General features: G+C 52.1%; 18 protein-coding genes and 2 pseudogenes. 12 read left to right on the top strand and 8 right to left on the bottom strand.

The window, feature by feature from the left end; all coding sequences use genetic code 11:
• Positions 1-105: 105 nt before the first annotated feature.
• A pseudogene (locus tag AC0L73_RS13050) lies at positions 106-303 on the top strand (EamA family transporter); the annotation flags it as partial.
• Here the strand turns inward: AC0L73_RS13050 and AC0L73_RS13045 are convergent.
• Positions 223-438, bottom strand: a complete 216-nt coding sequence (locus AC0L73_RS13045; protein WP_473655473.1) for a hypothetical protein — start codon at positions 436-438, stop codon at positions 223-225. The pseudogene AC0L73_RS13050 and the gene AC0L73_RS13045 sit on opposite strands and share 81 nt — an antisense overlap.
• Between AC0L73_RS13045 and AC0L73_RS13040 the strand changes: the two genes are divergently transcribed.
• Entirely contained in the window at positions 425-907 is a 483-nt protein-coding gene (locus AC0L73_RS13040) for a DMT family transporter (RefSeq protein WP_473653932.1), read from the top strand. The two genes, AC0L73_RS13045 and AC0L73_RS13040, sit on opposite strands and share 14 nt — an antisense overlap.
• An 88-nt stretch (positions 908-995) precedes the next feature.
• Positions 996-2,240 (top strand): glycerophosphodiester phosphodiesterase family protein, encoded by a 1,245-nt coding sequence (locus tag AC0L73_RS13035; RefSeq protein ID WP_473653931.1) that lies wholly within the window; start codon positions 996-998, stop codon positions 2,238-2,240.
• Here AC0L73_RS13035 and putA read toward each other — a convergent pair.
• The 7 genes and pseudogenes from putA to AC0L73_RS13000 all read right to left on the bottom strand — a co-directional run bounded on the left by putA (position 2,237) and on the right by AC0L73_RS13000 (position 13,062).
• Positions 2,237-5,939 (bottom strand): annotated as a pseudogene (putA, locus tag AC0L73_RS13030) (bifunctional proline dehydrogenase/L-glutamate gamma-semialdehyde dehydrogenase PutA). The gene AC0L73_RS13035 and the pseudogene putA overlap by 4 nt on opposite strands.
• 183 nt (positions 5,940-6,122) lie before the next feature.
• Positions 6,123-7,670, bottom strand: a complete 1,548-nt coding sequence (locus AC0L73_RS13025; protein WP_227947778.1) for an acyl-CoA carboxylase subunit beta — start codon at positions 7,668-7,670, stop codon at positions 6,123-6,125.
• Between the two features lie 143 nt (positions 7,671-7,813).
• Positions 7,814-8,686 carry a pirin family protein gene (locus AC0L73_RS13020; protein ID WP_473653930.1) on the bottom strand — a complete coding sequence of 291 codons (873 nt, stop codon included), beginning with the start codon at positions 8,684-8,686 and terminating at the stop codon, positions 7,814-7,816.
• A gap of 16 nt (positions 8,687-8,702) precedes the next feature.
• Complete coding sequence (locus tag AC0L73_RS13015) at positions 8,703-9,485, bottom strand: 3-hydroxybutyrate dehydrogenase (RefSeq protein ID WP_473653929.1); 783 nt, start codon at positions 9,483-9,485, stop codon at positions 8,703-8,705.
• 60 nt (positions 9,486-9,545) lie between these two features.
• Complete coding sequence (locus AC0L73_RS13010) at positions 9,546-11,321, bottom strand: SLC13 family permease (RefSeq protein WP_227947781.1); 1,776 nt, start codon at positions 11,319-11,321, stop codon at positions 9,546-9,548.
• Between the two features lie 41 nt (positions 11,322-11,362).
• Entirely contained in the window at positions 11,363-11,752 is a 390-nt protein-coding gene (locus AC0L73_RS13005) for a nuclear transport factor 2 family protein (RefSeq protein WP_227947782.1), read from the bottom strand.
• Positions 11,749-13,062: a mechanosensitive ion channel family protein gene (locus AC0L73_RS13000; RefSeq protein WP_473653928.1), complete on the bottom strand. Its 1,314-nt coding sequence runs from the start codon at positions 13,060-13,062 to the stop codon at positions 11,749-11,751. Before AC0L73_RS13000 ends, AC0L73_RS13005 begins: the two co-directional genes overlap by 4 nt.
• 170 nt (positions 13,063-13,232) lie before the next feature.
• Here AC0L73_RS13000 and AC0L73_RS12995 point away from each other — a divergent pair, with 170 nt between their 5' ends.
• From AC0L73_RS12995 to pgi, 9 genes are all read left to right on the top strand, one after another.
• Positions 13,233-14,204 (top strand): MFS transporter, encoded by a 972-nt coding sequence (locus AC0L73_RS12995; RefSeq protein ID WP_473653927.1) that lies wholly within the window; start codon positions 13,233-13,235, stop codon positions 14,202-14,204.
• Positions 14,135-14,479: an MFS transporter gene (locus AC0L73_RS12990; RefSeq protein WP_473655448.1), complete on the top strand. Its 345-nt coding sequence runs from the start codon at positions 14,135-14,137 to the stop codon at positions 14,477-14,479. Before AC0L73_RS12995 ends, AC0L73_RS12990 begins: the two co-directional genes overlap by 70 nt.
• Positions 14,480-14,505: 26 nt before the next feature.
• Positions 14,506-14,877, top strand: a complete 372-nt coding sequence (locus AC0L73_RS12985; RefSeq protein WP_473653926.1) for a cupin domain-containing protein — start codon at positions 14,506-14,508, stop codon at positions 14,875-14,877.
• A 130-nt stretch (positions 14,878-15,007) separates the two neighbouring features.
• Positions 15,008-16,345, top strand: coding sequence for a TolC family protein (locus tag AC0L73_RS12980; protein WP_227947786.1), 1,338 nt, complete (start codon positions 15,008-15,010; stop codon positions 16,343-16,345).
• Positions 16,346-17,476, top strand: a complete 1,131-nt coding sequence (locus AC0L73_RS12975; protein WP_227947787.1) for an efflux RND transporter periplasmic adaptor subunit — start codon at positions 16,346-16,348, stop codon at positions 17,474-17,476.
• Positions 17,477-17,510: 34 nt separating this feature from the next.
• On the top strand, positions 17,511-18,884 hold the full coding sequence (locus tag AC0L73_RS12970) for an efflux RND transporter permease subunit (protein WP_473653925.1): 1,374 nt from the start codon (positions 17,511-17,513) through the stop codon (positions 18,882-18,884).
• Positions 18,830-21,133 carry an efflux RND transporter permease subunit gene (locus tag AC0L73_RS12965; RefSeq protein ID WP_473653924.1) on the top strand — a complete coding sequence of 768 codons (2,304 nt, stop codon included), beginning with the start codon at positions 18,830-18,832 and terminating at the stop codon, positions 21,131-21,133. The genes AC0L73_RS12970 and AC0L73_RS12965 overlap by 55 nt, the downstream gene beginning before the upstream one ends.
• 111 nt (positions 21,134-21,244) lie before the next feature.
• The gene (gene dctP / locus AC0L73_RS12960) at positions 21,245-22,234 is read left to right on the top strand and encodes a TRAP transporter substrate-binding protein DctP (RefSeq protein ID WP_473653923.1); all 990 of its coding nucleotides are present in this window, start codon (positions 21,245-21,247) and stop codon (positions 22,232-22,234) included.
• 129 nt (positions 22,235-22,363) lie between these two features.
• Complete coding sequence (gene pgi, locus AC0L73_RS12955; protein WP_473653922.1) at positions 22,364-23,989, top strand: glucose-6-phosphate isomerase; 1,626 nt, start codon at positions 22,364-22,366, stop codon at positions 23,987-23,989.
• Positions 23,990-23,992 lie beyond the last annotated feature (3 nt).

The following is a 23,992-nucleotide window of genomic DNA, read 5'->3' as shown; positions in this document are numbered from 1 at the left end:
GAAAACAAAGATGCCGTCCGGCCGCTTGCATCCCTGCTACCGCATGTAGCTTTATTGCTCGCCGTCGTTCTGTTGGGCCTGTCTTTCGTTGGCATACGCGCCATTATGGCAGATCAGCAAGCCTCCGCCTCCCTCGGGTTTCTCCGCTACGGTCTGGCGACATTAATGCTCTTACCGCTGTTGTGGCGACGCAGGATTGTCATACCTCCCTTAAAAGTATTCCTAATGGTCGCCCTGCTTGGCACTCTTCAGTTCGGCCTGTTCCATCTTTTTGTTAATACGGCCTTGCAAGATATTCCGGCCTCCCGCGGGGCGGTGATTTTTGCGCTTATCCCCATTATGACCATGTTGATCGCAGCAATGACCGGGCGCGATCTCGCTAAATGGCATCAAGCTGTTCGCAGCGGTTCTGTCAATTGTCGGTGTGGCGCTAGCCATCGGCGAAAAAGCCTTTGCCGCCGACACAGCATCAGGCAGCTGGATGGGAGAGCTCCTCTTCTTTATGGCTGTCTGTTGCGGGGCAACCTACAACGCATTCTCCGGCCGACTGATGCAGAACCGCTCCGTCCTGCTGCTCACGATTATCGGGATGAGTGCAGGAACCATGGTGATTTTTCCTATCGCCTACAGCGAAGGAATCGGGAGTGTCATCGCGGGATATGACACGCGCGACTGGCTCTGGCTTCTTTATCTTGCGGGCCCCGCGGCGGCATTCAGCCTCTTTCTTTTTAACTGGGGACTTCAGCAGCTTTCTCCCTCTCAGGCCGCAATCTATGTGCCGATTGCGCCCATCATGGCTGCGGCCTTTGGCGCTCTTATATTGAATGAGCATCTCTCCCACCTCTTCCTGGTGGGGCTGGCCTGCGCCGTAGCGGGGCCCATTATCGTCAATTGGCGACGCAATTAGCCCGGCATAGTCACTGTCATAAATTTGATTACACAGTCTTTGTATTAGAGGCTAAGGTTCCCTAATAACTAGGACTGAGAGAGATTTCATGAAAACAGCCCGATTTTTGTTATCGTCATTATTGGCCTTGTTTTTCCTGAGTCTAACAGGCGGTGAGAATATTTCACAGGCCGCAGATGCCATCTCCCTCGGGCCCCGGCCGCTCTTCCTTGTGGAGGATATGGAAACCGGGGAGCTGAAAGAAAAGCTCCTGCAATGTCGGTCGCAACCAGCCAGAACAACAGATTTCTCTATTGGACATCGTGGCGCCTCCCTTCAGTTTCCCGAGCATACAAAAGAAAGCTATCTTGCTGCTGCGCGCATGGGCGCGGGCATCATTGAATGCGACGTAACCTTCACCAAGGACAAGGCACTTGTCTGTCGACACTCTCAATGTGATCTTCACCAGACGACAGATATTCTTGAACGCCCTGAGCTGGCGGCAAAATGCTCCGTTCCCTTTTCCCCGGCCAGTGAGAATGGTGGTAAGGCGTCTGTGAAATGCTGTGCCTCTGTTCTGACGCTTGCCGAGTTCAAATCCTTGAAGGGCAAGATGGATGGTGGAAACAAAAAGGCAGAAACCATTGCTGAATACCTGAGAGGAACACCCAGTTGGCGTACGGATCTTTATGCCTCGAAAGGCACTTTGATGACGCATCAGGAAAGTATCGCGCTGATTGACGGACTAGGACTAAAATTCACACCAGAGCTTAAATCCGCCGATGTTCCAATGCCCTACGCAGGAAATTACAGTCAGCAAGACTACGCCAAAGCAATGATCGCAGAGTATAAAGCGGCGGGGATCGATCCGGCGCGTGTCTTTCCGCAATCCTTTAATCTCGACGATGTGTTTTATTGGATCGAAAGTGAGCCAGAGTTTGGTATGCAAGCCGTATTTCTTGATGGACGATATCGCGGCAATAGTCTGAACCCGGCTAATCCGGATACATTCTCACCAAGCATGCAAGAACTCGCCGATAAAGGCTTGCGCTATATTGCACCACCGATCTGGATGCTTCTTGCGTTGGATGAAAACGGCAAGATCGTCCCCTCTGCCTATGCGAAGGAGGCCGGAAAGGCAAATCTTAAAATCATTACCTGGACGTTAGAACGCTCCGGCTCCCTCACCACCGGCGGTGGCTGGTATTATAGAACAATCTCGAATGCTATAGACAACGAGGGCGACATGATGACCGTTCTCGACGTTCTGGCGAAAGACGTGGGTGTTGTTGGTGTCTTCTCTGACTGGCCCGCGACAACCACTTATTATGCAAACTGCATGGGGCTTGATTAAGCCTCATTCGCCGCAAGAAGCTTGGTATTGCCGCCCGAAGCAGTCGTATCGACACAAAGCGCCCGTTCCGCAACGTAATATTCCCAATCCTCACTGCCGGTGATCAGCGGGACGATTGATCCGTCGCGAGTTGCAATTGCCTGTCGGTAGGCACGAAGATCATACTCCCCACCCGTGAGGGCAACTCCGGCCAATGACGGCAACGCCGCGACTAATCCCGGTGTCAGTTCCTCCTCAAGGCGGAGGATAAGGCCTTTTAGCCCTTTTACCGCGTCAAACGCTTTGATTACTTCTTCGCTTCCTTCCGGCGCATTCGCAAGAATAACGCTGTTTCCGGTGAGCAATGCCGTCAACGCCATTCTGATTGCGTCTGATCCCGCGCACAGAATTATCCCCCGCCCGTGAAGGCCTAGACGATTACTTTCCCCGGTCGGTCCCGCCAGATCGACAGGACCAGGACTATAATCCTGTGCCTGATCCAGAGTTTCCCTGATTGTCTTCTGCAGGGTTACCTGCAATTTAGAGGAAAAGTTTTCCAACATTGCTCTGCGATCTTCGCTCTGATCCCATCGCGATTGTGCCTGTCGCAACCCTCGGATTACTGCATATAGATTGTCGGATATAGTAACCCTCGGCCATGTGCTGGCAGCCTGTCCAGAAGAGAGCGTTACATGCCCTGTCTTCTTCATAAAACGATGAAGATAGAGCGGTCCACCCGCCTTCGGGCCGGTCCCCGACAGCCCCTCCCCACCAAATGGTTGAACGCCAACGACAGCACCAATCTGGTTGCGATTAACATAGAGATTACCAACATGCGCCCGATCGCAAACATCCTGAACACGGGTATCGACACGGGTATGCAGACCGAGTGTCAACCCATAACCTGTGGCATTGATCTTCTCGACGACCTTGTTCACGTCCTCTGCCTTGAATGTTACAACGTGCAAAACTGGACCAAATATCTCTTTCTCTAGTTCCTCAATCCCGTCGATCTCGATAAGCCGCCGGACTTACAAAACAACCCGCCTTTGCCTGCGGCGGTAGCGGCAATTTCTTGATCAAACGGCCGGCGTCTTCCATCTTTTTGCAGTGCGCTTCAATCATGGACTTCGCATCAAGGTCGATGACTGGCCCCACATCGACAGCAATATCCCAGGGATTGCCAATCTTGAGTTCTGCCATCGCGCCTTCAAGCATTTCAGTAACCTTGTCAGCCACATCCTCCTGTACATAGAGGACGCGGAGCGCAGAGCATCTCTGGCCCGCAGACTGGAACGCCGATGCGACGATATCCCGGATCGCCTGCTCCGGTAGTGCGCTTGAATCAACAATCATGGCATTGAGACCACCCGTTTCCGCAATGAGCGGCGCCCTCGGGTCTGCACTCGCGGCCATTGATCGCGCAATGCGCTGCGCGGTTACCGTCGATCCAGTGAAGCAAACACCCTGTATATCGGGATGCGAGACCAACGCCGCACCAACGACCGCACCATCGCCCGGCAGAAGTTGCAGAACATCGCCCGGAAATCCTGCGGCGCGCATCAATTCAACGGCCCTGTTGGCAATTAATGGTGTTTGTTCCGCTGGTTTCGCGATCACGGTGTTGCCTGCGACCAATGCGGCGACAATCTGCCCCGTAAATATGGCAAGCGGAAAATTCCAGGGGGAGATACAGATAAAAAGACCGCGCCCCTCTAAATCTCCCTTTTTTGCATCCTCCCGCGCCCGCAAAGCATAATATCGACAGAAGTCGGCTGCCTCCCGTACTTCGGAAATTCCGTCCATGATCGATTTGCCTGCCTCCCGCGCCAGCAAAGCCATCAGTTCCACCCGGTTTTCCTCGTAAAGATCGGCAAGACGCTCTAATACTTCTGCACGATCATTAATCGGCGTTTGCCGCCAGTCCGTCACCCCGGCAACAGCAATGGAAACTGCCGCACTTATATCATCCGGTGTCGCCTCTATTACTCTACCAACGATATCTGATCGCTGGGAAGGGTTACAGACATCACGTCCCTTACCGGCCACCCGTTTTCCCTCAATCATCGGAGCAGCCTGCCATGTCGTGGCCTTGAAGGCATCGCGACTATCCTCAAACGCCGCCAGTACCGACGGGTTCGGGAAATTAATACCTGCTGAGTTACGCCGCCACTCTCCATATATTGCCAACGGCAAGGGAATTTTGTCATTTTCTATTGTCGAGTAAGATAAAATTGTATCCACCGGATCGCGCACAACTTGCTGCGGTGGAACTTTTTCATCGAGAACCTGATTGACGAAAGAACTGTTCGCCCCGTTTTCAAGCAGCCGGCGGACAAGATACGCGAGAAGGTCTTCATGAACCCCGACCGGCGCATAAATGCGGCATCGATTTTTGTTGTGCGCCATGACAAGGTCATGCAATCCTTCCCCCATGCCATGGAGCCGCTGAAACTCAAAGTTATCGACTTCGTCTGCCATATCCAGAATGCCCGCAATTGAATGCGCATTATGCGTCGCAAACTGCGGGTAAATATGATCTGTCATGGAAAGTAACTTCTTTGCACAGGCTAGATAACTGACATCCGTTGCTGCCTTTCGGGTGAACACAGGATACCCTTCATATCCCATGACCTGCGCGAGCTTGATCTCAGTATCCCAATAGGCGCCTTTGACCAGCCGAACCATAATCTTCCGGTTCAGCTTTTTGGACAGCGCATATAGCCAGTCGAGCACGTAGGCGGCGCGCGGCCCATAAGCCTGCACCACGACCCCAAACCCGTCCCATCCTTTCAGGTCCGGGCTTGCCAACACAGTTTCGATTACATCGAGAGAGAGATCGAGGCGATCGGCCTCTTCCGCATCGATATTGAAGCCCATATTAGCGTTCTTCGCCTGAAACACGAGGGACGACAGGCGCGGCACCAACTCATCAATGACCCGCTTTTTCTGTGCATATTCGTAACGCGGATGAAGCGCCGAAAGCTTCACGGATATACCCGGATTATTACGACTATCCGCATGCCGGCTGTGTTCAGAAATACTGGATATTGCCTTGGCGTAGGCCATGAAATAACGCTGCGCGTCTTCTGCTGTTCGCGCCGCCTCACCCAGCATGTCATAGGAATATGTATATCCCTTTTTCTCCATTCCTCGGGCGCGGCTCATCGCTTCCTGAATATCGCGGCCAAGCACGAATTGATGACCGAGAACTTTCATGGATTGACTGACGGCGGTGCGGATAACCGGCTCCCCTACCCGCTTCATAAGCTTTCGAAGCTGCCCGACGACGTCAAGTGAACCATCACCAAGTGGATGAACAACCTTTCCCGTCAGCATCAGCCCCCATGTGGAGGCATTCACCAACGGAGAGGAAGAATGACCTAGATGCTTGCTCCAGTCTGCAGGGGCGATCTTATCGCTTATCAGCGCGTCCATGGTTATTTCGTCCGGCACACGCAAGAGAGCCTCAGCCAGGCACATCAGGGCGACCCCTTCCTCAGTTGTAAGGCCATATTCACCGAGGAAGGTTTCCATAACGCCGGGGTTGTCAGCACGGCGGAGTTCTTTCACTAAAACCACAGCCTGATCAACGATCCGGTTTCGGGCGTCTTCCGAGAGGTCCAGATCGTCAATCAGTTTATGAACTGCCGCTGCCTCATTTGTGAGATAGTTGTCGCGGATATCGGAGCGAAGTTGCAGCAATTTCTTCTGAGCCATGACCAGCCTCGTCTTTGAGTTATTAGTAAGCGTGAAATTACCACAAATATTACTCTCAAATCGGAAGGCCTTGTGACCAAAGTGCACCAAAATTACGCTGTAAAGTCAGAGCGCCTTCATATCCAGGCATCTAATTTCCTAAAAACCCCCGCCATTATAGGCAAAACGACTATACCAACGCACTTATGGCCGCACCTTGAAGGTCGAAACGCCTGTCTCCCTCAGCGGTGCCGCCATTTCCGCAAAATCACAGAGAAGCTTCCGGGTATCACGCGGATCAACAATTTCTTCGATCATGAAGCGCTCTGCTGTCCGGAAAGGAGACCGCAAGCGATTCAGCCGTTCCTCTATCTCCTCTAGCTTCGCCTTGGGATCATCCGATGCTTCCAGCTCGGATTTATAAGCAGCTTCCAGCCCCCCTGCGATGGGCAACGACCCCCAGTCACCCGATGGCCAGGCATACCTGAGATTGAACCGTCCTGAATTCATATGTGCAGCCCCCGCAACCCCATAGGCTTTGCGTAGAATAATCGCACACCAGGGCACACTCGCCTGTGCAATTGCCGCCATCGCCCGCACACCATGACGGATCGTTGCTTGTTCTTCCGCTTGCCGGCCGACAAGAAAGCCCGGAATATCAACCAGATGAGCAACCGGCAGATGGAATGTCTGCGCAAGGTCAACAAAACGAAGGACTTTATCCGAGGCATCTGATGTCCATGCTCCCGCATAATGATAAGGATCGCTGGCCATAATGGCGACCGGCCAGCCATCCATTCGGGCAAAACCCGTAATAACTGAGCGTCCCCATTTCTTGCCAATTTCAAAGAAACTGCCCTTATCAACGACCGCCTCAATGATTTTTCGCATTTTATAGACCTTGCGCGAATCCCGAGGGATCGCATCGATCAGCCAGTCTTCGCGTCGGTTTGGATCGTCATCGCTTTCGACGCGTTCTGGTAATTCAAAGACAGAAGGCGGCAGGTAAGAAAGAAACCGCCGTGCACGTTCAAATGCTTCTTCCTCTGAATTTGCTTCATCATCCACGGCTCCGTTGCGCGTGTGAATATCAGAACCGCCTAATTCATTCTTGGTCAGAACCTCCCCGGTTCTGGCGACCACAGGCGGGCCCGCGACAAACATCTGGGACGTTTCCTTGACCATTACCGAATAATGACTTGCGGCAACTCGCGCCGCGCCCAACCCGGCCGTTGAACCGAGAGCGAGTGCAACAACCGGTACTTTCGAGAGATTCTCGATCACCGTATCCCATCCACGAACTTCGGGGACATAGGTGCGGCCTTCGGTTTCGATAGTCTTGACCGAGCCACCGCCGCCAGTCCCGTCAACGAGGCGGATCAGCGGCAGACGCATCGTGCCCGCCATATTTTCGACATGGATCAGTTTCTCGCGTATACCTGCATCGTTCGCTCCGCCGCGTACCGTAAAGTCGTCACCTGCGACAACCACGCGACGGCCATTTACACGCCCTCGCCCAGTAATCAAATTTGCTGGCTGCATATCTACAAGATTGCCGTCTGCGTCATATTCCGCCTTCCCCGTGACAGACCCGACTTCTTCAAAGGAGCCTTCATCGACCATTTTGGCGATCCGGTCACGAACAGTCAGCTTTCCGGCATTTACATGACGCGCGACCTTCTCCTCTCCCCCCATTTTTTTGGCAAGAGCCTGACGGGCCTTTAGTTCTTCAATCTCTTTTTCCCAACTCATTTATCTGTCCCTTTTTATTGTTTTTCTTTGGACGCGGGCTGCACTGATTATGACGCATGCGTCGGCTTAGTCTTGTCGATAAAATATCAAACCCGTCAAAGGCATCGCTGTCAACTGCTTCAACGCATGAATAACCTCTGGTATCATTCCGGAAGGAGAACAAACGAGGTCTCACCCGGAACCCTATCGAAGCGCTGACCTCGCCAATCTTCTTTCGCGCGCTCTATTCTTTCTTTGCGGGTCGAGACGAAATTCCAATACATAAACCGCAGCTCTGGCAGCGCGTCACCGCCCAAAACGACAAAGGTCGCTTCCTGCCGGGAGGTCAGTAAGACATTTGGTTTCTTTTCAAGCACCGCAAGAGTGCCTGCCCCAACGATCGCGCCATCAATATCAAGCTCCCCGTCAACAACATAAACAGCTGCCTCGTCATAATCGGGAGCAAACGGGATAGAAACACCGGCTTCAAGTCGTAAATCAACAAAGAAATACCTGTTCATTGTTTCGACGGGCGACGTTTTGCCAAACAGGCTACCCACAACAAGGCGGCCATGCCATCCCTCTCCCTTTAAGTCCGGCAATGCTGATTTCGGGGTATGGGAGAAGACTGGCCGTATCTCTTCATGCTCTTTGGGAAGGGCCACCCACATCTGCAAGCCGTGAACATCGCGATCCTTCGACCGGGTTTCTTCGCTGCTACGCTCTGAATGGACAATCCCGCGCCCCGCAGTCATCAGATTAACATCGCCAGGAAAAATCTCCTGCACCGTTCCCAGGCTGTCGCGATGAAGGATCGCCCCCTCAAACAGATAGGTTACCGTGGCGAGCCCGATATGTGGATGTGGCAGCACATCAATCCCCTCCCCGGCCTTTAGGGTTGTAGGCCCCATATGGTCGAGAAAAACAAAAGCACCAACTGAACGGCATCGCGCGACAGGCAAAAGACGCCGCACCTCAAACCCGCCGATATCCTTGGGCTTTCCGGTGATGCTAAGGGCTATGCTATCCGCAGACATCTAATTTCAACCTCCCCTATTGCGCCGTCCAGCCTCCGTCGATGGATTGCAGACTGCCCGTGATATTTTCAGCAGTGTCACTGCAAAGGAACAGGGCAAGAGCCGCTACCTGCTCTATAGTCGTGAATTTTTTCGTTGCCGCAGCCGCGAGCAGCACGTCATTGATCACTTCCTCTTCGGTTATACCGCGCGTGCGCGCTGTATCCGGTATCTGCTTTTCCACCAGTGGCGTCCAGACATAGCCCGGACAGATCGCATTGACCGTAATATTGTCCCGCGCAACTTCCAGCGCTGCGGTTTTGGTCAGCCCGGCAATACCATGCTTTGCGGCGACGTATGCACTTTTATTGGGTGAAGCAACCAAAGCATGGGCCGACGCCATGTTAATGATCCGCCCCCATCCCCGCTTTGTCATAAGCGGAATTGCATGGTGCATGGTGTGAAATGCCGACGATAGATTGATGGCGATAATTGCATCCCATTTCTCCGTGGGGAATTCGGCGATCGGCGAGACATATTGAATACCCGCATTATTGATCAGTATATCGACACCACCGAACTCTTTGTCCACCATTTCGAACAGGGTCGCAATTTCATCGGGTTTGGTCATATCGGCCGCATTGTACAGACATTTGACGCCATATTCACTTCCGATTGAGCTGCGCAGAGCCTCTATTTCCGCCGCATCACCAAAGCCGTTGAGGATAATGTGGCAGCCCTCTTTCGCAAGCGCTCTGGCGCATCCCTCACCTATTCCGGAAGTTGATCCCGTGATTACCGCGACCTTGTCTTTTAGCATGTCCACATCCTTTTAAAATGCGCCGTGAATAAAAAGTTCAGTTTTGAATACCAACCGCGCTCAGAGCGGCCAGAAAAACAGGATTGCGGGGATAGCGACTGAAATCACAAGTATTTCGAGAGGCAACCCCATCCGCCAATAATCACCAAATTTATAACCGCCGGGCCCCATGATCAACGTGTTATTCTTATGACCAATTGGGGTTAGAAAGGCGCAGGACGCGGCCACCGCCACCACCATCAGAAAGGGGTCGGGATTGGCATTCAGCCGGTTAGCGATATCAACGGCAATCGGCGCACCGATCACCGCCGTCGCGGTATTATTCAACACATCCGAAAGAGTCATGATAACCACCATCAGGACAGTCAGAACGACAACAACGTGAAGCCCCTCTGTCAAATCCACAATACCGCCCGCAATCAAAGCGGTCCCACCTGATTCTTCAAGCGCCGCCCCAAGTGGTATCATCGATCCGAGCAAGACAATAACCGGCCACTCAATATGCTGATAAACCTCCTGAATAGGCACGATATCAAGCGCAACATAGGCAGCGACAACAATCGCCAGCGCCACCGCCAGGTAAAGCCAGCCAAAGCTGGCCACGATAATTGCAGCTGCAAAAATGCCCGCAGCAAGCCCGGCACGGCGATATTGTGTGACGGATAAGCCCCGTTCCGCGAGCGGTAGCACGCCCATCCATTGCGCCACTTCGGGCACCTGATCGACCGGACCGAGCAGAAGCAAAATGTCGCCCGCCTCAATATCTAATTTGCGCACCCTATCCCGAAACTTCTTACCCTGACGCGAGACGCCTAGCAGCGTCACCCCATGCCGGACAAGAAGGCGGAGGGACATGGCAGACCGCCCTTCGATGCGTGAGTATTTCGGCACCACAAACTCCATCAGGACCATCCCGCCGGAAGCAGCCTTTTCGTGCCGTTTCTCTCCGTCAAATTCCAGCTTCATGGCCCCGCGGAACTGATCGATGCTCTTCGCCACCGCATCCACAACCAGAATGTCACCTTCCCGGATTTCCACATTCCGCGCCTGACCCGCAAGCCGCTTGTTGTTGCGGACCAGACCGACTACCGCCGCGTCATTGTCATCGGCGACGCTGTCCAAATCACGGACCAGCATACCAACCGCAGGAGATTCCTTTGGCACCTGCAATTCCGCGAGATATCCTTCCTGATCGAGCAAATCGACAGTCGGCGCCTTGCTATCTCGGGAGCCTGGAATAAAGCGCCAGCCAATGATCATAATAAAGACAATGCCCACAATGGCGCAGGACAGGCCAACCGGGGCAAAATCAAACATCGAGAACGGCTCCCCTAGAGCATTCTCCCGATAGGACGCGATGATGATATTCGGCGGCGTGCCAATCAAAGTGATCAACCCGCCCAATATTGTTGCAAAAGCAAGCGGCATCAGCGTAATGCGCGGTGCCCGTTTCGCCTTGGCGGCCGCCTGCAAATCGACCGGCATCAACATCGCGAGTGCCGCAACATTATTCATGAATGCCGAGAATATTGCGCCTAACCCGCCCATCGCTGCTATGTGGCTGGAAAGTTTCAAATCCAGTGAGGTCAGCCGTCGCGTAATCAGATCAACCGCACCGGAATTTACGAGCCCCCGCGAGACAACAAGTACTAGCGCAATGATAATCGTCGCCGGATGACCAAAGCCTGAAAAGGCTAGCTCCGTTGGCACTAACCCTAGTACGAGCGCGATAACAAGCGCCACAAAAGCAATCAGATCATATCGCCAGCGGCCCCAGATAAGCAATGCAAAGACAACGCCGAAAAGCGAGAAAAGCAGAATTTGGTCCGTTGTCATGGTCATATTTCCGGAAAGTTACAAAGTTGAATTTTCACATTTTACGCGGAGCGGACTAACATTTCCGCCATCTTCTGATGGACAAGATTGATCGCTTTCAAGGGACGGATCATAACTTTAAAATCAACAATTCTACCGTCATCGCCCCACTGTATGAGATCAACCCCGTTGATAACAATACCGTCTATGGTTGTTGTGAATTCCAGAACCGCATCCTTCGGACCGACAATCTCGCGGACATATTCAAAATCATCGCCATTCAAAACCTGAAACGCCGCCATCAGATATTTGCCGGTAATACTTTTGCCATGCTGCGGCGTATGAACAACAGGACTGTGGAAGGTTGCGTCCTCATGCAAAAGAGCGTCAAGTTTTTGCGGGTCACTTTCCTTGATGCAGTCATGCCATGCTGCGACAGTGTTCTCTATCATGCCTCATCCTCATTTGCCGACAATACCGGTGATCCGGGCGGGACCATTTCAACACGAATATCGCGCTGTGGAAAGGGCACATTGATCCCCTCTTTCTTGAAAAGTTTCCAGACGCTCACCAGAACCTCACTCGTCACGTTGCGGCACCCATCTTCCGGGTCCGCAATCCAGAACCTGAGTTCAAGATCAATCGCACTATCGCCAAAACCGCGCATCAGACATTTCGGAGCCGGGTTGCTCAGCACGCGCGGCACTTCTGCTGCCGCACCTACGATCAGCTCGAGGGCTTTCGGAATATCTGTGTCATATGAAACCCCGATTGGCGCGCGCAGCCTTACATTCTTTGAGCTATAGGACCAGTTAATGACCTGCTGTGTGATCAGGTCTTCGTTGGGGATAAGAAATTCCATAGCATCGCGAGTTATGACGGAGGCATATCGAGCCCCCATCGTATTCACGCGACCATAAGTCTGCCCCACCTCAATCACATCGCCCGGCTTGATGCTCCGGTCAAGGAGTAAGATAATTCCACTAATCAGATTGGAAACGATTTTCTGCAGGCCGAACCCGATGCCGACACCAAGCGCGCCACTGAAGACGGCAAAAGCCGTAATATTAATGCCAGAGTTGGACAGGATGATCAAAACTGCCGCGGAGATGAGACCAACCCGTACCAATTTCGCTGTCAGAACCTGAACGGAAGGTGTAAGTGCAGTCGATTTATGGATCCGTGCCTCCAAAAACCGGGAGAGGCCGAAAGTGACCCAGAAAACGATGATCCCCGCCACTAACGCCTTGGCAACGCCGAGCATGGAAATGCGTGTTTCTCCGAGATTGAAGGCAAGATCTTCCAGAAATACCAATGTCGGGGTCAGGAGCCCCAGAATATTGAGCGCGGCGATCGTCCAGGCACAAAAGGCGACAAGACGGGCCCAGATTTTATTCTCGGCAAGGCTTGTGACCACATTTATAACGATCCATGCCACCAGCAGGGAGCAAATCGCACTTATGATATGGGACGGCGGCCCGACCCCTTGAAAAATAGCAAGAATGGCGAACTCAATTGCCAGCCAAATCAACGGCAAGGAAAGAGTTGCCAGAATCTCGAATATTTTAGTGAGTGGAGATCCATCCGGGAATCGGCCGCGAAGGCCTAGAAAACCCAACTGTAAGCGGTGGCGTGTAAAGTAAGCAAAGACAAGGCCGCCAACAACCGCGAGAAGCTGTGACAGGATATTCACGTCCGAGGCAAGAGCCGTTAAATGCGCCAAGCTCTGCTCAAAAAATTCGCGTATTTTTTCTGTGTCCATTATGAGTTAGCTTACTCTCTCGCAGACAGGAAGAAAACAACTATCCGATGGAGGAATTTACTGCAGAATATCATTCGATCAAAAGAGGTGCGGGAATTCCACTCCCTATGCTAGGGTGATCCCGAAGAAGAAAATCAATAAACTCTCATTGGCGGGAAAGGGCGCATCACTTGTCCTTTTTGAATTCACAACATAGCTCTGACGCACCGTATCTCGACAGCGGATACTCTTGGCTTCGTCTCTGCGTGTCGGTTCTGATCTCACTGGTCGGAAGCGCGGGTATGTGGGCGGTCGTCGTGGTTTTACCGGCAGTTCAGGATGAGTTCGGCATTGACCGCTCTGAAGCCTCAATCCCCTACACCACCACGATGATCGGTTTTGCTGTTGGCAATTTCATTTTTGGCCGATTGATCGACCGGTTTGGCATTGTGTTGCCAATGATTGCAGCATCTTTAATGCTCGGCGCAGGATTCACACTTGGGGCCATGGCGACTAACGTCTGGACCTTTGCCATTATTCAGGGCGTCTTTATCGGGATTGGTTCCGCGATCACTTTCGGGCCGCTGATTGCCGATATTTCCCACTGGTTTGAGCGGAACCGCGGTATTGCGGTCGCCGCCGCCGCGAGCGGAAATTATCTCGCCGGAACATTTTGGCCGCTTGTTCTAAAAGATATAATCGCTACGGATAGTTGGCGTGATGCCTATATGCTGGTCGCTATTGCCTCTCTCGCTGTGATGATACCCTTGGCCTTGTTGCTTCGCCGTCGCCTCCCTGCGCAAACAGTCGAGCTTTCATCTGCAAATATTACGCCGTCGACCAATAAATTCCGGACCGACATTTCTCCGCGAACCTTGCAAATCCTGCTATGCATTGCCGGCATAAGCTGCTGCGTTGCCATGTCCATGCCGCAGGTTCATATTGTCGCCTATTGCGCCGATCTTGGCTTTGGTGTGTCGGCAGGTGCGGAAATGCTTGCAATCATGCTCGCAGGTGGTATTGTCAGCCGACTGCTTTCCGGCTTTCTCGCGGATCACATCGGGGGGTCAGGACCGTCCTCCTCGGTTCCTTCCTGCAATGTCTCGCGCTGTTTCTTTACATACCCTTTAACGGCCTCGTCTCACTTTACGTCGTTTCACTGATTTTCGGGCTGTCGCAAGGCGGCATTGTTCCAAGCTATGCCATCATTGTGCGCGAGTATTTACCCGCAAGGGAGGCCGGCGAGCGGGTCGGATTAGTGATTATGATGACGGTTGTGGGCATGGCGCTCGGCGGCTGGATCTCGGGCGTTATCTATGACCTGACAGGCTCCTACCAAGCAGCATTTATTAACGGCATTGCCTGGAATATGCTAAATATGGGGATCATGGGGCTGCTGCTTTGGCGAACACGTCAGGCCAAAGCAGCGCGCGCCTGAAAGGGACAACTGACAAGGGTGGGAAAATGAAACTATCTGTAAGCCATGCGGAGGATGCAGAATTTTCCAGTGGCCTTCGCGGTTTTTTCGAATATCGCGACCTCGGAATTAAAGAGTCAACAGGTGGCAAGGTCGGTGCGCATGTCATCCGCGCCGTACCGGGCGAACATGCCGAAGGGGACAAACATACCCATAAACTTGAATTTCAGATGGTCTATATTTTGAAAGGATGGGTAAAATTTTGGTATGAAGGAACAGGTGAAGTAATTTTAAAGGCAGGCTCCTGCGTCCATCAACCGCCTGGAATAAAGCATCAGGAATTAGCACATTCGGACGATCTGGAATTAATTGAGATCATTCTCCCGGCTGATTTTGAAACCGTTGAGGTTGAGGAATGAATACTCCGCAAATTCCCAACCAAAGTCGTTGCTAACACCCCTTTGCCCCAGGACCAATCGCTTTGACATGGTTGAATTGAACCGCTATGTTTTTTCAACTGCTAATTAATGCTCATTGGAAAATGTTGCTATGTTGAAACCTCTCTCTGCATTTTCAGCGGTTTTACTAGGCGGCCTCCTGATAGCATCACCGGCACTGGCGGAAGAAGACCCGCTTTTAACTCTCGAAGACGCCCTTCATCTTGCCAAAACGCAGAATTTTCAGCTCAAGAATGCGGACCTGCAAATTAACGTCGTTGAGGAGCAAAAGAAAGCCGTTCAGTCCAAGCAGTTTCCACAGCTAAGTGCCCATGTGCGCGGTCTCCAGAATTTTGTCGATAATGAGTATACCTTCGAAGAAGGCTCCCTCGGTACGGTAGGCGGCAGTCCTGTCCCGTCCAGCAATGTCGCTATCGATACAACGAACGGCTTTACCACCCATTATTCACTAACGGCGACGCAACCGCTCGTCGGCCTTTATGAAATCGGTCTCAATGTCGACAAGCTCAAAACGCAGCAGGAAATTGCGCGACAGCAGTCTCGCCAGACGGAGCAATCCATTGCCCTTCAAGTCAAGCAAGTTTATTACCAGATCTTGAGCGAAGAGAGCGAGATTGAGGCAACTCAGTCCTCCGTCACCTTCAATGAGGAACTAGTTAAAATTCTGAAGGACAACGTTGCGCAGAAGACAGAGCTTGAATATCAACTCCTGAACGGAGAGGCGCAACTTGCCTCTTCTCGCCACGATCTCCTCACCCAGCAGAACGACCTTCTCACGAGCAAGCAACAGCTCAACACTTTGTTGGGCCGAGATATCTCCATACCGTTCCGTGTCACCCCAGCCAATGCAAACCCTTCCTTTTCCTACGATCCGGATCAAGCGGAAGAGCAGGCGCTGTCGCAGAGGCCGGAAACGCGGGAGGCGCGCCTTCAAGTCGAGGCGGCCGAGACAGAGCTTGAAATTCAGAAGAGCGGGTATCTGCCGGAAGTCAATCTTGTCGCAAGCTACGGTCGGGCGGAAAATACAACACTTCTGCCGGATGAAAGTCTCTATGTCGGGCTGCTCGCGAAATGGGATTTCTTCACATGGGGCGGAAACCAGAGCAATGTCGCTGGATCACGGTACGCCCTGCAGCAGGCGTTGAACTCTCTCCGTGATAATGAGGATCAGATACGCGCACAAGTCAACGCAAGCATTCGTAATCTTGAAGTGGCGAGATTGTTGGTTCCTGTTACCGAAATGGCTAAGAAGGCGGCGGAAGAAAAGCTCCGCGTAAGCCTCAATCAATATAAAGAGAAGACAATCTTACTAAGTGATTTGCTAGACGCCCAATCGCAACTGGAACAGGCAAATGACGATTATCATCAGGCGTTGCTAGGCGTTTGGAATGCCAGCGCCGAGCTGGAGCAGGCGTTGGGGGAAGAATAAATGTCACCAAGATTTTTCATCCTCTTCAGCTTGATGTTAGGCCTATCCGTCCTGACGGCTTGCGATTCAGAGGAAGCGTCAAAACCAGCCCCGCTACAGCCTGTTCGGGCGGAGACACTGTCACAGGACACTCGGCAGACCGATGTCCGCTACAGCGCCAACATAGAGGCGAATACCCAAGTCAACGTCGCCTTCAAGGTCACCGGCTATGTCACTGAATTGATGCAGGTAAAAGATAACACCGGCAAGGATCGCGCGATTCAGGCAGGCGATGTGGTGGAAAAGGGCGATATCCTCGCAACCGTAGATTCAAAAGATATTCGCGACAGCCTGACCCAGGCAAATAGTCAGGTCTCCGCCGCGCAATCGAACCTCAACAAAGGCAAGCAGGATTATGGCCGCGCAACAACGTTGTTTAAATCCGGCAGCATGACCGCCCCCGACTACGACAGCGCGAAACAGGAATATGAAAATGCTGTCGCGCAGTTGGAAAATGCCAAAGCCGCTCAGAAAATTGCCCGCAACAATGTGAATGATTTTGATCTAGCCGCGCCGCTGGATGGGGTGGTCCTACAACGCAACCTCGATATCGGATCGCTCGCCAACCCGCAAACGGTCGCCTTTGTTATAGCCGACACCAAAACGGTCAAAGCAGTTTTCGGAGTACCGGACAATACGGTCCAGTCACTCAAAATTGGGGATACACAGAATCTGGTCACCCAATCTTTCCCCGATAAAGTATTCACTGGCAATATTTCCGAGATTGCCCCGTCCGCCGATACCAATAGCCGGGTATTCAATGTCAAGATCGATATCGATAACAAGGACAACCTTCTCAAGGTTGGCATGATTGCGTCACTTAGTCTGCCAAAGGAAACCGCAAATGAGCATCAGGGACCGCTGCTTCCCCTTTCTGCGGTTGTGCGTTCCAAAACAAATGCTGACGGATATGCTGTTTTCGTCCTTAAATCTGAAGGCAACAAATTTACAGCCCAGCTGACAGACGTCGACCTCGGCGACGTGCACGGCAACAAAATTATCGTCTTGGGCGGGCTTGAGGCCGATGCACAAGTGGTTGTCAGTGGTGCGTCCTTCCTTCGTGATGGCCAGCAAGTGGCCGTTATTCCGTGATTGCATTTGTTGAAGATATGGGGGAACGTCGCCGGTGAAAGATATTACGGAAACCCATAACACCGCACGTTATTTCACCGAGAACCGGCATATCTCCTGGGTCCTGCTCCTTGCTGTGTTCATGTGGGGAATATATGGCTATCTCTCCATGCCAAAAGCGAAGGATCCTGCCATTCAGGTGCGCGTTGCCTCTGTTATTACGAGTTGGCCTGGCGCGGATGCAACAAAGATTGAACAGCTCGTCACCCGACCAATTGAACAACAGATCGCCCTCAGTTCAACGCTACATCCGGTCGGCCCGACGAAATTTGCCGTTAAATCTCTAACTTTACCAAATCTATCCATCGTTCAGATCCAGCTGGAGGAGACGCTGGACGATACAAAATCTGCTTTCAATGAAATTGATCTCAACCTGAAGGCCCTTGGTTTGCCGGACGGGGCTGGCCCCATACAGTTTAACGACGGGTTTGGGGACACGGCGGCGATCCTGATGACGATTGCCAGCCCGACTGAAAATCCGGTAGAAATCTCTCTCCGCGCAAGGGACATTGAGGCCGCGATCAAAACAGCCCGATCGAACGCTGCGGGTGATGGATCAAAGCGCCGATCCTTGATTGTCGTAATGCCACGGGATATTGCCCTGACGACACCCGGCAGAAATATGGATCTGTTCAAGGACTATCTTGTTAAGGACGGCGTCGCCTCGGCCATCATTTCCATGGAAGGTGCTGGGTTTATCGGCCTTGATCTTTCAACAAGCCTTTCAGATGCTGACCTGAAAAAAGAACTCAGAGATTTCCTTCACACCAAACTCGCGCAGGTTAGTTTTCATGAGGACGCCTGGCCAGCCATTGTTATCGATGATCCGGCAAAAACAAACGACATCTTACAGGCTTCTCCCGGCGGAAAATACAGCTATCGGGAACTCGATGATTTTTCCAACCTGATCATTCGCAATCTGCAGACCATCCCGCTCGTGACCGTCGTCAATACGTCCGGAGTCGTGGATGAGAGGATATTTCTTGAGTATTCGCAAGATCTTCTCGCGTCCTACGGGCTGACGCCGGGAGATGTGTCGGGGGCGATCAGCGCGCGCAACAGCGATATTTCCGGCGGGGAGTTTTACGCCAGCGGCTCCAGCGTACTTGTAGAACCGGTTGGAAAATATACCAGCCCGGATCAAATCGGCGGCACCGCGTTCACGACCTCCCCATCGGGGGCGCCCGTATATCTTCGGGATATAGGAGACGTCGTGCCCGGATATCAATCCCCCCGGAATTCCTCAATTACTACAACTGGCGAGATGAGAACGGCAGATGGAAACGCGGCAAGGCCATCTCCCTTGCCATTCAGATGCGTGATGGCGGCCAGATCGGCAAGTTTGGTGAGGCCGTGGACACCATCCTGAAAGAAGTACGACCGCATCTTCCAGACGATCTGGTGGTTGAACGTATTTCGAACCAGCCGTCCCAAGTCGCGGAAAATATAGATTTGTTCATGACTGCCTTGATAGAGGCGATTGTCCTTGTCGTGGTCATATCCTTAGTTGGTTTTTGGGAATGGCGGTCGGCCCTTTTGATGATGATATCAATCCCGATCACGCTGGCCATGACATTCGGGATTATCGATACGCTGGGTATCCAGCTCCAACAAGTCTCAATCGCGACTTTGATTATTGCTCTTGGCCTTCTGGTAGATGACCCGGTAGTTGCTGGCGATGCAATAAAACGCGGACTTGCTGCGGGGCAACCCAGAACCCTCGCCGCCTGGCTTGGACCGACCAAGCTGGCTCATGCGATTATGTTCGCCACCATCACCAATGTGGTCGCCTATCTTCCCTTTTTGCTGCTCTCTGGGAATACCGGCGAATTTCTGTACAGCTTACCGATTGTGATGACGACCGCGCTTGTATGCTCCCGGTTGGTTTCGATGAGTTTTCTTCCCTTCCTAGGATACTATCTTCTCAGGGCCCAAAACAAACCCGAATTAACAATAGAGGAGCGGCGGGAGCGCGGGTTCAGCGGGCTTTATTTCCGTGTAGGCAGCTTCCTGATCAATCACCGTAAAAAAGCCCTTCTCGTTTCCTTTGCCTTTATTGCCCTGATCATCCCTTTGAGCAAAACACTGAAAACATCCTTCTTTCCGGATGATGTCCAATATCTATTCTATGCCGATGTCACCCTTCGCAATAATGCGAATATCCACGAAACACAAAAGGTTGTTGAAAACGCCGTGCAGATCATCAAGGGCGTTGCAACTCAGTTCGGCGCGAGCCTCGGACCGGAGGGTAGCGGCGACCCTCTGGAATCCATCGCAAGCTTTATCGGTGGCGGTGCGCCACGTTTCTGGTTTTCCGTAACACCTCAACTGCATCAACGCAATTACGCCCAACTTGTCATGAGGGTGAACAACAAGGACCTGACAGCAGAACTTATTCCGTATTTGCAGCATGCCTTAAGTGCAAAAATACCAGAAGCCATCATTGACGTACGACAGTTACAGACGAACCCTGTTCCTTATCCGATAGAAATCCGGTTGGCCGCTAAATCCGCGGTCCAATCGGATGGCCCTGAGTCAGAAGCTGAGATTGCCACCCTACGAGAGCTTGCAGGCGGTGTTCTCGAGATTCTCGCGAAGGCACCAAACGCGGCACGGCCCCGTGAAGACTGGGGCGGAGAGTCCTTAAGGCTTCGCATCGAAATAGATCCCGATCGCGCCTTTCTTGCTGGCGTCACAAACCAGAATATTGCGGCATCCTCTTCCGCTGGTCTAAACGGCAATCAAGTAACTACGCTGCAACAGGGAGACAAGAATATTCCCGTTGTCTCAATACTAAAACCGTCTGAGCGGGCACAGCTTTCAGACCTTGAAAACCTTTATGTATTTGCCACCACGAGTAACAATAAAATCCCACTTGGCCAGATCGCGTCAGTTGAGTATCAGCTTCATACTGAGCGCATCCGCCGCGAAGAGCATTTCCGTACGGTAAACGTCCGCACTTTCCCATTGGCCGGCGTGCTACCCTCCGAAGTGATGACGGTAATCAAGGATGATCTTGCCGCGTTCAAAGAAAAACTTCCGCCCGGATTCACTATGGAGATTACGGGAGAGCAGGCAAATGCACAGCACGGCTTCCAGCAACTCGCCAAAGTCATGGCAATATCCATCGGCCTCATTTTTGTGGCTCTTGTCTTCCAGTTTAAAAATGCCGTCAAGCCGCTGGTGGTTTTGGCGGCTGTGCCTTATGGCATCATTGGCGCGCTCATCGCTCTCGCTGTAACCAACAGTCCATTCGGATTCATGGCCTTTCTTGGTATCGTCGCCCTTATCGGCGTGATCGTCAGCCATATCATCGTGCTATTCGATTTTATCGAAGAAATGCACGAGAAGGGTGAGCCTTTGCGATTAGCTTTGCTCGATGCGGGGATAGTCCGTCTCCGCCCTGTTCTTATTACCGTCGGCGCCACCGTCTTCGGACTTGGTCCTCTCGCGCTCCATGGCGGCCCCCTCTGGCAGCCGCTTTGCTACGCACAGATCGGCGGACTAACCATTGCAACCTTCACAACACTGCTGCTGGTGCCTGTGATTTATTCCATTTTTGTCCTCGATCTGAAGGCCATCAAATGGGAAGAACGCGCCGAGCCTGCGATCGCCTAAAGCAAAAGCATGACAAATCAGGTCTTCTCAGATTATAGTCTGCGACAAAAAGAGCGGAGAGCATTTTCCCGCCCCCAGAAAAGATGCTCATAGTTTAAGGAACGAGTTAAGTTGAATAGTTTTTTTGGCGCCATTGTCAGCCTGGTTTTGATGATATCCTTCACCAGCACCCTGCAGGCGGCAGAGATCATGCGCTGCAGTCATCCGCTTCCGCCGAATAACCATATTGCCAAAGTCATCGACCAATGGGCAGCGGAAATTGAAACCTTGTCAGAAAATGACATCGATGTGCAGATCAATGGCGCGAACAGTCTTGTAAAGGCGACACGAAATGCTGCCGCTGTCCGTGCCGGAGAGTTGGAATGCGCCTTTTCTGGCAATAGCCAATGGAGAGAGAGCCTTCCGTTGATGGATATAACGCTTGAGCCTTTTGCCCTGCGTAATATGGATATTCTGAAAAAATGGAGAGGCTCTCCCGCTGCTAATTTGCTGGAACAGAATATAGCAGACACAGGCTTGACCAACGTAACCTGGCTTTTCACAACATGGCGTACCGCAATCACTTCTAAGGGACGGCATATCATCACGCCATCGGACTTTAAAGACCTCAGAATTCAGGGTTTGGGCCCGATCTCAAACGCGGCGTTCGAGGCATTGGGCGCGCGCCCTGTCGACATGTCTGACAAACAGACGTATGACGCCCTAAAAAGCAGCAATCTGGATGCCGGACTAACAAACGTATCATCGGCTCTGTCTTCACGCTATTACGAGGTTCAAGATCACGTAACCATCCTGCCGCTATTCACCCTTTTCTATAACGGTTATGTTAACACCACATGGTACAACGCCTTGCCCGAGAAGAATAAACAAGCAATAAAGGACGCCAGCGCGAAAGCGGCGATCTGGGCAATCGAGGCGAGCGAAATTTCAGCAGCCGCAGCACCAAAGCTGCTGGAAGATGAGGACATGCAAGTTTATATTGCAACTGAGCCAGAAATCGAGACGTTGAAAAACATCATGCGCCCCGCGTTTAACAAGAAATACCGAGCTGTAACGGGTAAGTCAGGTTCTGAACTGATAACTTTCGTCAATGAGATGTAAATACTACCAGTAAATGATCCAGTTTATATAAAATTTACCGTATTTTGAGAAATCCTTAACGAACCACCGAGTAATTTATCGTTAGATTACAAATCGACATCATAGAGTAAGCGGATCGGGAGAGACAGGATGAGCGAAGATATTTGGTCGCGCCTGACTGAATATTATGAGAGGGTGAAGAAAACCTCCCTCGTCGAGCGCTTCGACCAGGAGCCCGCGCGCTTTCAAAATTTCTCAATTTCCCTCGATGATATGCTGCTCGATTACTCGAAGACGAGCCTCGATGAAACCGCCCGGGAATTGGTGCTGGAACTGGCCCGAATACAAGGCTTGGAAAACAAGCGCGACGCCATGTTCAAGGGAGAGTGCGTCAACCTTACGGAAAACCGTGCTGCTCTCCATACGGCCCTTCGAAACCGAAGCGATGAGTCGATCTTCGTTGAAAATGTGGATGTAATGCCGGGCGTCAATGCAACGCTGAAAAAGATGGCGGAATTCGCGGATGGTATCCGCACTGGAGCTATCTCGGCGCATGACGGCGCAGCTTTTACGGATGTTGTCAACATTGGCATTGGCGGATCGGACCTTGGCCCAACGATGGTGACCCGTGCACTTTCTCCCTACCACGACGGCCCCAGGATGCATTTCATATCAAACGTCGATGGTGCCGAGATCTCGGATTTACTCGCCCTCCTTGATCCAAAACGCACGTTATTCATCATTGCGTCGAAAACCTTCACCACCATAGAGACAATGACGAATGCGGCGACTGCCAAAAAATGGCTGTCGGATGCAATAGGTGAAAACACAGCAGAGCATTTCGCGGCGGTTTCAACTGCACTTAAAAGGACTACTGACTTTTGTATTCCTACCGATCGAGTCTTTGGTTTTGAAGATTGGGTAGGCGGACGCTACTCGGTTTGGGGCCCTATCGGGCTCCCCCTGATGATTGCAATCGGCCCAGAGAAGTTCGTCGAATTTCTGGAAGGTGGGCATGAGATGGACCTGCATTTTCGGACCGCACCACTGGATAAAAATATGCCCGTCATGCTGGGCCTTATTGGTATCTGGCACAATAACGTCTGCGGTTATGAAAGCCGTGCGGTCCTTCCCTATGATCAGCGGCTCGAACGCCTGCCTGCTTATTTGCAACAGCTGGATATGGAGAGCAATGGCAAAGCTATAGCGCTTGATGGAGAGGTTGTCGACGGACATACCGGACCTATCGTTTGGGGTGAGCCCGGAACGAACGGACAGCATGCCTTTTATCAACTCCTTCATCAGGGAAGCCGGGTAATTCCATGCGAATTTCTGGTGGCGGCGCAATCTCACGAAGAAAATTTACAACAGCATCACCAGCTTTTGCTCGCCAGTTGCCTTGCGCAGTCGGAAGCTCTCATGCGCGGGCGCACCGTTAACGAAGTCACAGAAAAACTCATCGTTAGGGGACCATCCGGGGAAGAGCTGGATTTAACCGCGCATAAGGCCTTCCCAGGAAACCGGCCGTCCACTACCCTGATCTACCGGAAGCTGACACCCCGCACTTTGGGCAAAATAATTGCTCTATATGAGCATCGCGTTTTTGTGGAAGGGGTCATCTGGGGTATCAACAGTTTCGATCAATGGGGTGTTGAACTCGGCAAGGAACTAGCAGCCTGCCTTCTTCCGCATATTGGCTCGGACGTCGAATGCGGGGAGAAAGACGGCTCCACAATAGGTCTTCTTAAAACCATTGCGCGGCTACGCCAAGAATAGCTC

This window comes from Sneathiella sp. D3-11, from assembly GCF_055809395.1.
The sequence above is the reverse complement of the archived record's forward strand: the minus strand, read 5'-3'. Positions and strand labels throughout refer to the sequence as shown.